Source organism: Methylomonas sp. MgM2, from assembly GCF_054172045.1.
On the sequence record NZ_JBSYXO010000009.1, the window covers coordinates 26,287 to 38,194 of the forward strand.

Annotated in this window: 9 protein-coding genes; 4 read left to right on the forward strand and 5 right to left on the reverse strand. The window is 52.7% G+C overall.

From position 1 onward, the window contains the following. Position 1 precedes the first annotated feature (1 nt). The 4 genes from ACW73I_RS08985 (at position 2) to ACW73I_RS09000 (ending at position 6,427) form a co-directional block, all read left to right on the forward strand. Entirely contained in the window at positions 2–994 is a 993-nt protein-coding gene (locus ACW73I_RS08985; protein ID WP_458028936.1) for an alpha-E domain-containing protein, read from the forward strand. 23 nt (positions 995–1,017) lie between these two features. Then, a complete protein-coding gene (locus ACW73I_RS08990) occupies positions 1,018–1,785 on the forward strand; it encodes a peptidase (RefSeq protein WP_458028937.1) in 768 nt (255 codons plus the stop codon). Positions 1,786–1,844: 59 nt separating this feature from the next. Then, the gene (locus tag ACW73I_RS08995) at positions 1,845–5,144 is read left to right on the forward strand and encodes a transglutaminase family protein (protein ID WP_458028938.1); all 3,300 of its coding nucleotides are present in this window, start codon (positions 1,845–1,847) and stop codon (positions 5,142–5,144) included. A gap of 62 nt (positions 5,145–5,206) precedes the next feature. Further along, the gene (locus ACW73I_RS09000; RefSeq protein WP_458028939.1) at positions 5,207–6,427 is read left to right on the forward strand and encodes a hypothetical protein; all 1,221 of its coding nucleotides are present in this window, start codon (positions 5,207–5,209) and stop codon (positions 6,425–6,427) included. 1,097 nt (positions 6,428–7,524) lie between these two features. Here ACW73I_RS09000 and dapD read toward each other — a convergent pair. The 5 genes from dapD to ACW73I_RS09025 form a co-directional block, all read right to left on the reverse strand. Then, complete coding sequence (dapD, locus tag ACW73I_RS09005) at positions 7,525–8,343, reverse strand: 2,3,4,5-tetrahydropyridine-2,6-dicarboxylate N-succinyltransferase (RefSeq protein ID WP_458028940.1); 819 nt, start codon at positions 8,341–8,343, stop codon at positions 7,525–7,527. A 100-nt stretch (positions 8,344–8,443) separates the two neighbouring features. Continuing rightward, a complete protein-coding gene (gene dapC / locus ACW73I_RS09010; RefSeq protein WP_458028941.1) occupies positions 8,444–9,643 on the reverse strand; it encodes a succinyldiaminopimelate transaminase in 1,200 nt (399 codons plus the stop codon). Then, positions 9,643–10,425 (reverse strand): M48 family metallopeptidase, encoded by a 783-nt coding sequence (locus tag ACW73I_RS09015; RefSeq protein ID WP_458028942.1) that lies wholly within the window; start codon positions 10,423–10,425, stop codon positions 9,643–9,645. Before ACW73I_RS09015 ends, dapC begins: the two co-directional genes overlap by 1 nt. 120 nt (positions 10,426–10,545) lie before the next feature. Continuing rightward, the gene (locus ACW73I_RS09020; protein ID WP_458028943.1) at positions 10,546–11,040 is read right to left on the reverse strand and encodes a CinA family protein; all 495 of its coding nucleotides are present in this window, start codon (positions 11,038–11,040) and stop codon (positions 10,546–10,548) included. Positions 11,041–11,103: 63 nt separating this feature from the next. Next, a complete protein-coding gene (locus tag ACW73I_RS09025) occupies positions 11,104–11,682 on the reverse strand; it encodes a DUF502 domain-containing protein (protein WP_458028944.1) in 579 nt (192 codons plus the stop codon). Between the last annotated feature and the right edge of the window lie 226 nt (positions 11,683–11,908).

Sequence of the window (11,908 nt, forward strand, 5' to 3'; positions counted from 1 at the left end):
GATGCTTGCTCGCACGGCAGATAATTTGTTTTGGATGGCGCGGCATATCGAACGTGCCGAAAATACTGCCAGGGTGCTGGACGTGGCGCACCGATCGGCTTTATTGCCCTTGGATATCGAAGGGATGGAAGCTTACCTCTGGTACGCGCCTTTGAATATTACCGGCGCTGCGCCCAGTTATGAAGTCAAATACGGGTTGGCTAGAGGGGACGCCGTTACCCATTACATGGCATTGGATCCGGAAAACCCTTCAAGCATCTACAGCTGTTTGAAATTAGCGCGTGAAAATGCCCGGGCGGTTCGCGGTGCGATTACATCGGAAATGTGGGAGGTCATCAACGCTACCTGGCTGGAGCTGAACCGCATGACCTGGAACATGGACGTCGACAAATTCCCCGACTTTTTTGACTGGGTTAAAGACCGGTCGCATATGTTTCGGGGTGTCACGCTCGGCACCATATTGAAAGATATCGCATTGAGTTTCATCAAGCTGGGCACCTTCCTCGAGCGTGCCGATAACACCGCGCGGATATTGGACGTGAAATATCACATTCTGCTGCCCAGCGTAAACGACGTTGGCGGGGCGGCCGATTATTACCAATGGGGTTCGCTATTACGTTCCGTCAGTGCGTTCGAGGCGTATCGTAAAATTTATCGCGATGTGATTTCGCCGTTGCGAGTTGCCGAGTTGTTGATCTTGCGCGACGACATGCCCCGTTCTTTGCACGCCTGTATGAACGAAGTCGAACGCGCTTTAATGGAAATAAACGGCACATCGGGAGACGAGGCCAGGCGGCTTGCCGGTGAACGGCACGCGGCCCTGCATTTCGGTTTGATCGAGAATGTGTTTGCGCAGGGATTACACGAATATCTGACCGATTTTCTGCGGCATATGGCGCTGCTTGGCGGTGAAATCAGAAACGCTTATATGTCCAGACGCGAGCACTTCGAGCCTATCCCTATGCGTCGACCAATGACCTTCCAAATGCAATAATCCGTTATTTCATTGAATTCGTCATGACTTACTGCGTAGCTCTAAAACTCAATGCCGGCTTAGTATTTGCGTCGGATTCCCGCACAAATGCCGGGGTTGATCAGATAGCCAGCTTTAAAAAAATGCGGACCTTCGTCAACCCGGGCGAGCGTGCCGTCGTGATTTTGAGTTCCGGTAATCTGTCGATTACGCAGAATGCGGTGAATCTACTCGACCAATACGGGCGCCATGACGAACAACGCAATATCTGGAATGTAGAATCGATGTTCGATGTGGCTCAGTTGCTTGGCGACGCGTTGCGCGAAGTCCGGAAGCATGACGGCGCGTACTTGGCCCAGAATAACGTCGATGCAAGTGCTAATTTTATCGTCGGCGGCCAAATTAAGGGCGAGGATACGCGCTTGTTTATGGTTTATGCCGAAGGCAATTTCATCGAAGCCGGCGAGGAAACTCCGTTCTTTCAAATCGGCGAAACCAAATACGGCAAACCGATCATCGACCGGGTCATAACGCCCGATACGGCCCTGACAGACGCCGTGAAGTGTGTATTAGTGTCGTTCGATTCGACCATGCGCAGCAACCTGTCGGTCGGCTTGCCCATCGATTTGGCCTGTTATATACCGTCCAGTTACTGTTTGGCTTTCCAACAACACATCACCCAAGACGATCCTTATTTTTCGCAGATTAGCGGACGCTGGAGCGACGGCTTAAAGGGCGTGTTTGCATCGTTGCCCAACCCGGACTGGTTGAACGAAGCGGATGTATCTAACCAGGTTCCGTCGCCTTACTAATCGGCATTGGTGAATTTCCTTGCGATGCTAAATATCAAAATTGTTAACAGAGTTGTCCTATGACTATTCGCGTTGCTTTACATCATAAATCGCATTACGTTTTCGATCGAGCCGTGGTTGCCTCGCCGCATGAAATTCGCCTGAGGCCGGCCGCACACAGTCGTACCCCGGTTTCAGGTTATTCTCTGTCTGTTAAACCCGAGAAGCATTTCATCCATTGGCAGCAGGACGCCTACGGTAATTTTGTAGCTCGAATCACTTTTCCGGAGCCGACCAAGGAAATAGACGTCACGGTCGATTTGTTGGCCGACATGACGGTGATCAACCCGTTCGATTTTTTCGTCGAGGATTGGGCCGAATATTATCCGTTTAAATATCCGTCGATATTGCGCGACGAGCTGACGCCGTTTTTGGAAACGCCGCCACCGGGACCGTTATTGAAAGCGTTTCTGGACAATTTTGTGCGGGAAACGCCGCAAGACATCAAAACGACCGATTTTTTGGTGACTTTGAATCAGAATCTGCAAGCAATGATCAAATATGTCATCCGGATGGAAGTCGGCGTACAGAGCAGCGAAGAAACGTTGGCGAAAAAATCCGGTTCCTGCCGCGATAGCGCTTGGTTAATGGTGCAATGTCTACGCAATTTAGGCATTGCCGCTCGCTTTGTATCGGGTTATTTGATTCAGCTTGTCGCTGACGAAAAGCCGCTGGACGGTCCGGAAGGCCCGAGTGCCGATTTTACCGACTTGCATGCTTGGTGCGAAGCCTATATTCCCGGTGCCGGTTGGGTCGGATTAGACGCAACGTCCGGTCTTTTGGCCGGCGAGGGCCATATACCGTTGGCGATTAGCGCGACACCGGCTTCCGCCGCGCCGGTCGTCGGCATGACCAGCATTTGCGAAGCGCAGTTCAACGTGGAGATGAAAGTTAGCCGTATCCACGAAGATCCGCGCGTCACCAAGCCTTATACCGACGAGCAGTGGGCTGTCATTCGGGCATTAGGTCTGCGTATCGACCAGGAATTACAAGCCGGTGACGTGCGTTTGACGCAGGGCGGCGAACCGACTTTCGTTTCGGTCGATAACATGGATGGCGAGGAATGGAACGTGTCTGCCTTAGGCGAGGAAAAATGGCGGCTCGCGAACAAGTTGCTGCGCCGACTACAGGACCGTTTCGCGCCGGGCGGGGCTTTGCATTTCGGCCAAGGCAAATGGTATCCGGGCGAACCCCTGCCGCGTTGGGCCTTGGGGGTATACTGGCGCAAGGATAATATTCCGGTTTGGCGGAATCAGGCGTTGATTGCAGAGAACAAATCCGATATCGATACCCAGGCCTTGCAACGTTTTGGCGAAGCGCTGGCGTCGCGCTTGGATCTGAATACCGGTTATTTAATCCCTGCTTACGAAGATCCTTGGCTGGCAATGGAGGAAGAAAGCCGCCTTCCCGTCAATATCGATCCGCATAGCGTCGATTTGAAAAACCCGGCCTCGCGTAGCGGCCTGGTTCAACAAATAAGAGTCGGTTTGGCCGAGGTGAAGGGTTTTGTGTTGCCGCTGAAAGCGGTTCAACATGATAAGGACGTGATATGGCAATCTAGCTTGTGGCCTTTGAGACACGAGCGACTGTATTTATTACCCGGCGACTCGCCTGTAGGCCTAAGACTGCCCTTGAGCAGTTTGCCTTGGGTAGCGCCGGAAGAATTTGAGGTCGAATTGCCGGTTGACCCGTTTGATCGGCGCGAAGATTTAGCAGACCGTAGCCGTGACAAATCCGTGCGCGACAAGTCGTCGCGTACGCCGGAGCCGGTAAAAACCAATCCCACCGCGCAACAGGTGATTCATACTGCACTGGCGCTGGAGGAACGCGGCGGCATATTGTATGTGTTCTTGCCGCCGTTGACTCGCCTGGAGGACTGGATCGCACTCTTGACCGCAATCGAAGACTGTGCCGAGCAATTGAAGCAGCCTTTGCGGCTGGAAGGCTACATGCCGCCGCGGGATCCTCGCCTATCGTCGTTGTCGGTTACCCCGGATCCGGGGGTGATAGAAGTCAATATCCATCCGGCCGGCGGTTGGGACGAATTGGAAAAAAATACCCACGCTTTGTACGAAGAAGCTCGTTTGGCCAGGCTGGCGACCGAAAAATTCATGTTGGACGGGCGGCATACGGGTACGGGCGGTGGTAACCACATCACGATGGGCGGGGCAACTCCAGCCGATAGCCCTTTCTTGCGCAGGCCCGATCTGCTGAAGAGCCTAATCAGCTATTGGCAACAGCACCCCGCTTTGTCCTATCTGTTTTCCGGCCAGTTTATCGGACCGACCAGCCAGGCGCCGCGTGTCGATGAAGCACGGGACGACAATTTGTATGAACTGGAAGTCGCTTTTCAACAAATGGAGGAAAAAATCCAAACGGGATCGGAATGCGCTCAGCCGTGGTTAGTCGACCGCTTGTTGCGCAATTTGTTGATTGATTTGACCGGTAATACTCACCGTGCCGAATTTTGTATCGATAAGCTTTATTCGCCGGATACGTCTACCGGTCGTTTAGGCTTGGTGGAACTTCGAGCGTTCGAAATGCCGCCGCATTATCGTATGAGTTTGGTGCAGTCTCTGCTGTTGAGGGCCTTGGTAGCCCGGTTTTGGCAGAATCCTCATCGCGGCAAATTGGTTTATTGGGATACCGCGCTGCATGACCGTTTCATGTTGCCGCATTTTATCGAACAAGACATGCGCGACATCTGCCGGGATCTGCGTAGCGCCGGTTACATGTTCGAAGACGCCTGGTTTGCGCCGTTCCTGGAATTCCGTTTCCCGCATTACGGGAGTGTGGTCTACGAAGGCGTGCAATTGGAATTGCGTCAAGCGATAGAGCCTTGGCACGTGTTGGGCGAGGAGATAAGCGGCACCGGCACCGCTCGCTATGTGGATTCATCCGTGGAACGTTTGCAAGTCAAAGTATCCGGCATGATAGGTAACCGTCATAGGGTGGTATGTAACGGACGCATCGTGCCGTTACATCCAACCGGCGTGCCGGGTGAATACGTGGCGGGCGTGCGCTTCAAGGCGTGGGCGCCGCCTTCCGCTTTGCATCCGACCATAGGCGTTCACGCTCCCCTGGTATTCGATTTGCTCGATAGCTGGAACGAGCGTTCGATTGGCGGCTGCACTTACCACGTCGGTCATCCCGGTGGGCGCAATTATCAGGTGTTTCCCGTGAATGCGAACGAAGCCGAAGCGCGTCGTCGCGCCCGCTTCTGGGATCATGGACATAGTGCCGGACCTATGCAGGCCAAAGAGGAGGCGCTTAATCCGAGCTTTCCAATGACCTTGGATTTAAGGTGGCGACCCAGGTAACGGGTTTTTATCGGGCCGTGTTTTGCCCAGCCCGAAGAGTCAAGACATTTTAGGAGTGTTGTATGCTTTGTTCGACTAACATGCCGCGCTACGGCGACAAGAAGAATTCGGACTTTTTTGAAGAATATTTACAGCGCTTGCTTGAGGAACGCGACCGCGCGGGTCTCACCGAGATGATAGGCGGCATCGAAGCCTTGCTGATCAGCGTCGAGCCCGGCAATTCCGTCGAGTACATTGCCGAGCTGGCCTTGATGACGCCTTACCAATATCTGGTTACGCTGGACAGCGACAAGTACATGACACATGTATTGCGCATCGACATGAATTCGCCCGATATTCTTCTGCGTGAAGTAAAAAATCCGGATCATATCGATATCTTTCGCGCGCTGAACGACTTATATCCGGTAGGAGCCCGGCGTCCGCACAGCCGTTATTTAGGCGAAATCTTACTGGCTAACGACAGGCATGCCGTAGTCGCCAGTCAGCAGCAGCGTGAATTTCGGTTTTTCTCGGTCGGACAACTGGCCGATTTGTACCTGCCGTTGAATGTCAGTTTGTCGACTCCGTCCCCCTACACCCAAAATTTGGTTGGCTATATGGAGCGGCCTGTCGACGGTATTCGCGTTTATCATCACGGTGAATGCATGATTTTGAGCGCGGCCCAGGCCGCCAACGATAGAGGCAAGGAAATGCAGGAGCGCTTAGGTATCGCCGATATGATCAACCCAATCGATCATCTTGCCACTCGGGTCTACAGTCAAAATCGCGAAGCCGCAATCTTGGAGTATCTGGCATTATCCAGTTATTACTATTGGGGCAGTTACGATATCAAGGATCAAAACTCGTCAACAAATGTAACCAAAAACGTGCGGCAGCAGCCGGAGTCGGCTAGCCCGGCCAAGGTCTTTACCGCCAATAATTCGCCGTATTGCGTCGGTCATTTGGATAACTTGCCGAGTCCTACCGAAACGTTTGTCCGTAATTACGGCCCTCGCTTGCACCATATCGCGGTTGAAGTGAAGGACGGGCAAACCAACGGCAAGGAGAATATCGACTTCATTGTCGAAGCCATTGCCGCTCAAGGAAAGGGTTTTTTATTGGAGACAGTGGGGTCGAGGGAGGAAGGCCTGAAACAGATTTTCTCCTCGGCCTCGGATTTTTCCTCATTGATTGTCGAATATGTGCAGCGGTTCGGTGATTTTCAGGGTTTCTTCACGCGAGAAAACGTGGCTTTGCTGACGTATGCAGCGGGACAGGAGGAAGGGGTAAAGACTAATATTTAGCCATATTTCCTTAACGCCGAATGACCCTGTAGGTCATCTTCCAACGCGAGCCCTAGAAAACGCATGACATGCAAGTTGGAATTAGTCATGTGTTCCACCGCCTATTCACTCAAGCCGCCATTCCAAATCCCGACCAGTAGCATCTTAAACAATAAGCCGGGATACGCCGGGCGTCCTGTCGTCTAAGGTGTTGTCGAATGGTTTGTTCGATGGCTGCCCAATCGGTCAATCGAGAGCCGGCGCCAAAAAACGGCTTTGTTGGCAAGCGCCCGGCCGTCCCGCCTGTCAAAAATATTCCGCCTGCGGCATTCCGTGACTTTTTAACCCATCTTTAACGCCTAATTTTAAAAACCTATTCTAATCAGTTGCTTACTGATTCAAAAAATGCCGTAAGGCACTACAAACGCGTCATTTGGCTGTTTTTTGCGTTAAACGATGGTTTTTTGTACGCCTCCGGGCAAGGGGTTGAGGCTCAGGGCTTGGTGGATTTCCGCCAGTTCGGTCCGGCCGAGTGGCTTTGCGGACATGTAGGCTACGGCCATCGGCGCGCCGGAAGGTGGCGATGATGCTGCGCTGTACGCTGAGAATCTCCCGGAGCGTGTTCCAGCGGCTCTGAATGCCGTGTGCTTGCAGGTGTTTGCGAATGATTTGCACGAACGGGTAGGCCAAGACGGTGATGAACAGGGGGCGCGTCCACCCGCTCTTCTTTGTGGTGATACATCGGGCGCAAACCGAGTTCGAATTTGAGGCTGCGAAACACGGCTTCCAAATCGGTCAGCATGATGTAGGTGCACCAAAGGCGTTCACTATCTCAGTCGGTTTCATTGCTGCGCAGGCAATAGACGCCGGGGTGGGATAGCCGCGCGCCCGGCTTGATCTGTTTCCGCCAGCGGACCTCGACGGCGGTTTCGCCGTCGAGGTCCGGTATCAGTTCGATGCTGTAATGTTGACCCGTGCCATGGCTGTTTTCTTTGAGCCGGCCGATGGCCCCGGAAGACTGTACTCCATGTATATTGGAGCCGCACTCTTTTAACCGAATGCGAGCAAGTAACGAATCAATTCTTGCGTGACTATTCGACCTCGACAGCAAGCCGGGGTTAATCGCGCAATAATTCGTTGATGCCGGTTTTGCTGCGGGTTTTTTCGTCGACTTGCTTGATGATGACTGCACAGTAAAGACTATGGCTGCCGTCTTTACTCGGCAAGTTGCCGGATACCACGACCGATCCGGCTGGGATGCGGCCGTAAGTGGTTTGCCCCGTCATGCGGTTATATATCTTGGTACTTTGGCCGATGTAAACGCCCATCGAAATCACGCAATTGTCTTCGACGATGACGCCTTCGACGATTTCGGAACGGGCGCCGATGAAGCAATTGTCGCCGATGATGGTCGGATTGGCTTGCAGCGGCTCCAGCACGCCGCCGATGCCTACGCCGCCGGACAAATGCACGTTTTTACCGATCTGCGCACAAGAACCGACGGTTACCCAAGTATCGACCATCGTGCCGCTATCGACGTAGGCGCCGATGTTGACGTAAGACGGCATCATAATCGCGCCTGGCGCCACGTAGGAACCGTAGCGGGCCACCGCATTCGGTACCACGCGAACGCCGGCTTTGGCGAAATCTTCTTCGCTGTATTTGCCGAATTTGGTCGGTACCTTGTCGTAGTAACGGACGTCTCCGCTTTCGATGACTTTGTTTTCGTTGATGCGGAAGGACAGCAACACGGCTTTTTTCAGCCATTGATTGGTGACCCAATCGCCGTCTTTTTTTTCAGCGACGCGCGCCGTGCCTTGGTCGAGCATGTCCAATGCCTGGTTAACCGCGTCGCGGACTTCGGCGGAGACGGTGGACGGACTGATTTCGGCACGGTTTTCGAATGCCTCATTAATGATGGTTTCCAAATTTGACATGGGTTCTCATAGGTTTAGTTAAAAAAGGTTGGCTGGGTTAGATGCTAGCCGTAACCCGACTGATGACTATGATTGTCGGGTTACGCTACGCTAACCCAACCTACTTAGGGTTTTTGATAAATGCCATGATGCGCTGCGCCGCTTCGACGCATTCTTCTATAGGCGCGACCAGTGCGATCCGAACATGGTTGGCGCCCGGATCGATGCCGCCGCTGTCTCGGGACAAATAACTGCCGGGCAATACCGTGACGTTCTGCTGCGCAAACAAGCGCTTGGCGAATTCGGCATTGTCTATCGGCGTCTTCAACCAGACGTAAAAACCGGCCGGTGGCCGGCCGATTTCGCAGACCTCCTGCATAATGTCGATAAACGCCGTGAATTTGTCTCGATACAACCGCCGGTTGTGCCGCACGTGTTCTTCGTCGTTCCAGGCCGCAATGCTGGCATGCTGGGTGGAAACCGGCATCGGACAGCCGTGGTAGGTACGGTATTTGAAATATTGCTTCAGCACTTCGGCATCGCCTGCAACGAAACCGGAACGCAGCCCCGGCGCATTGGAACGCTTGGAAAGGCTCTGAAAGATCAGGCAGCGTTTAAACGCGGTATTGCCGCTGTGCCAGGCGCTTTGCAGCAAGCCCAGCGGCGGACTGGCCTCGTCGTCGTACAGTTCGGTATAGCATTCGTCCGAAGCGATCAAAAAGTCGTATTGTTCCGCCAACTCCAGCAACTGCAGATGATCGGCTTGCGTCATGACCGCCCCGGTCGGATTAGCGGGCGAACAAACGAATACCAGTTGGCAGCGCCGCCAAATCGATTCCGGCACGCTGTCGAAATCAGGCAAGTAGCCGTTTTCTTCGGTGGTATTCAGATAATACGGTTCGGCACCGGCCAATAGCGCGGCGCCCTCGTAGATTTGATAAAAGGGATTCGGCATCACCACCACCGGCTTTTCGCCGGGATCGATCACCGTCTGTACGATTGAAAACAAGGCTTCTCGGGTACCGTTGACGGGCAGTACCTGGGTCTCGGCATCGACCGCGCCGGCGGCCAGACCGAAACGGCGGCACAGCCAGTCGGCGATAGTTTGGCGTAATTCGGGTAGGCCTTTGGTGGTCGGGTACAAGGTTAGGCCGTGCAGATGTTGCAGCAAGGCCTCCTGAATGAAATGCGGCGTGGCATGCTTAGGCTCGCCGATCGACAAGGCAATGTGGTGTTTATCGGCCGGCGGCGTCACACCCTGCTTCAGCGCCGCCAGTTTTTCGAAGGGATAAGAATGCAGCTGTGTTAAACGAGGATTCATTATTTGATGCAACGCGGCTGTTTGCCCATTTGCTGAGCTTGTTGCTGTAGCTGGAGGGCTTTATTCATATGTTGATTCAGATTGTCGATGCGGCTGCTGTGCGACGGATGGGTCGACAGAAATTCGATCGGTTGGGTTTTAGCGGCCTGATCCATTTTCAGCCATAAATTAATGCTCTGACGCGGATCGAAACCGGCACGCGCCATCAGATCCAAACCGATGGTATCGGCCTCGGTTTCATGTACGCGGCTATAAGGCATCAGTATTCCATATTCCGCACCGACGCCTAGCAATCCCATCGTAGTTTGTCCTAATGCCGATTGCGGTTGGGCCACCGCCTGAATCATAGCCATTCCCGTATTAACCGCCGTTTCCTGCGACAAACGCTCGTTGCTGTGGCGCGACATCACGTGCCCGATCTCATGACCGATCACAGTTGCCAACTGATCTTGATTGTCAACCAGATCAATCAATCCCGAATGTACACCGATTTTGTTACCCGGCAACGCAAAAGCATTCAATGTTTCATCCTCGAACACCACGACTTCCCATTGCCCGCCAACTTCGCGGGTAAGTGCGTAGGCAACGCATTGGGCAAATTGGTTATAATTTGGATTTCGGCTGATCGGATTCTTGCTTTTCATGCTGTCAAAGGCTTGTAAGCCCATTTGATTGACTTGATCATCCGGCATATAGAGAAGCTGGCTTCGACCGGTCGGGCTGGTAGCGCAAGCACTTAAACCCAATACCGCAAAGGCCGCATACAGAATTTTCTTTATCATGGCGCAAAAACCGGCAATTCGAAAGGTGCCTATTTTAACGTAATTGAACCGGAGGGACTAAACCCTTTTTCGAACGGACTCGGCCTGCCGAAGCGAATTTGACCGTAGAAAAATCGGTTCTTAGCCGGATGTAACCAGCCGATCTAGAGCCAATTGCAAACCGGAAACGATGACCTGTTTCCGTATGCTCAGCCTATCGCCGGAAAATAGTTTTCTTTCGCAAACGCCTTGCTGTGCCCTCATTTGAAAGGCAATAAAAACCGTTCCTACCGGCTTATCCGGACTTCCTCCGCCCGGACCGGCGATTCCGGTTACGGCTAAAGCCAAATCCGCCCGACTATGCGCCAGCGCGCCGGCGACCATCTCCAGCGCCGTTTCCCTGCTCACTGCCCCGAACCGTTCTAAGGTGGAGGGCTTGACGCCTAAAAGCTCGATCTTGGAAACATTGCTGTAGGTCACGAATCCTCTGTCGAACCAGGCCGAGCTACCCGGCACGTCGGTTACCGCTTGAGCGATGCCTCCGCCCGTGCACGATTCCGCCAAGGCAAGTTTACATTCCTTAGCATGAAGTAATTGCCCTATTGACTCGGCTAATCGATAAATCTTCGTATTCATCGGAAAAAACACTAACGTTGCGGCTATGATACCGATGTGATCACTACAAGCCGGGCCGTTGAATTACTTAGGCAACAGTTTGGCTTCATTGAACCTTTCATAATCGGCACCGACGCTGATGATAAAGCTGGTGACCTGTTCAATGCTCATTCTCGACTTAACCACTTTCGATTCGTGCACGATAATCGCAAAACCCGATGTCGGATTCGGCGACGTCGGCACAAACAGGATATAACGGTCTTCGACCTTATTCGTCACATAAGCCGGTACCCATAAACCATCTTTCGGGTATTCGACATAAACGACTTCACGCGGCTCCCGCAACTCGTGTCCGGCAATCATTTGCACCAATTTTTTGGTGACGCGATAAATCGTGCTCAATATAGGAATGCGCTCCAACACACCTTCAAGAGAGGCGATCATAGAGAAACGCCCTGAGCTAACGCGGTAACCGATGTAAGTAATCAAGGCAAAGCTGAACCCGAATAACAGAAAGGTGATGAAATAATTGTCGGAATACCCGTAGACGAATTCGAACAAGTCGGCAATTCGGTCTTTAACAAACAGGATGATTTGCAAAATGACAACGATAGGAATCAGAGCCAAGATCCCGATCAATGTGTAGTTGAACAACTTTTTCATGCGCTTCTCTCTTGTAATTCTTGTTGTTTAATAGGAACGAAATGAGCGATTAAGAGTGCTGCATGTTTAGCGAAAAATCAATCAAAAAGACGCGACCGGTTAAAATTCGCGAGGCAACCCAAACCCTTCCGAGTCGATCAAAAAACGGAGAATAGCTTCGCGAAGGTTGGACGAAATCGACAAACGGCTGGTGCATATTAACCGTTCTTCTAACATTTTCAGCAGG

Excerpts from the sequence above, each read along its gene's own strand:
- ACW73I_RS08985 (WP_458028936.1), top strand. The coding sequence starts at position 2 with ATGCTTGCTCGCACGGCAGATAATTTGTTTTGGATGGCGCGGCATATC.
- ACW73I_RS08990 (WP_458028937.1), top strand. The coding sequence starts at position 1,018 with ATGACTTACTGCGTAGCTCTAAAACTCAATGCCGGCTTAGTATTTGCG.
- ACW73I_RS08995 (WP_458028938.1), top strand. The coding sequence starts at position 1,845 with ATGACTATTCGCGTTGCTTTACATCATAAATCGCATTACGTTTTCGAT.
- ACW73I_RS09000 (WP_458028939.1), top strand. The coding sequence starts at position 5,207 with ATGCTTTGTTCGACTAACATGCCGCGCTACGGCGACAAGAAGAATTCG.
- dapD (WP_458028940.1), bottom strand. The coding sequence starts at position 8,343 with ATGTCAAATTTGGAAACCATCATTAATGAGGCATTCGAAAACCGTGCC.
- dapC (WP_458028941.1), bottom strand. The coding sequence starts at position 9,643 with ATGAATCCTCGTTTAACACAGCTGCATTCTTATCCCTTCGAAAAACTG.
- ACW73I_RS09015 (WP_458028942.1), bottom strand. The coding sequence starts at position 10,425 with ATGATAAAGAAAATTCTGTATGCGGCCTTTGCGGTATTGGGTTTAAGT.
- ACW73I_RS09020 (WP_458028943.1), bottom strand. The coding sequence starts at position 11,040 with ATGAATACGAAGATTTATCGATTAGCCGAGTCAATAGGGCAATTACTT.
- ACW73I_RS09025 (WP_458028944.1), bottom strand. The coding sequence starts at position 11,682 with ATGAAAAAGTTGTTCAACTACACATTGATCGGGATCTTGGCTCTGATT.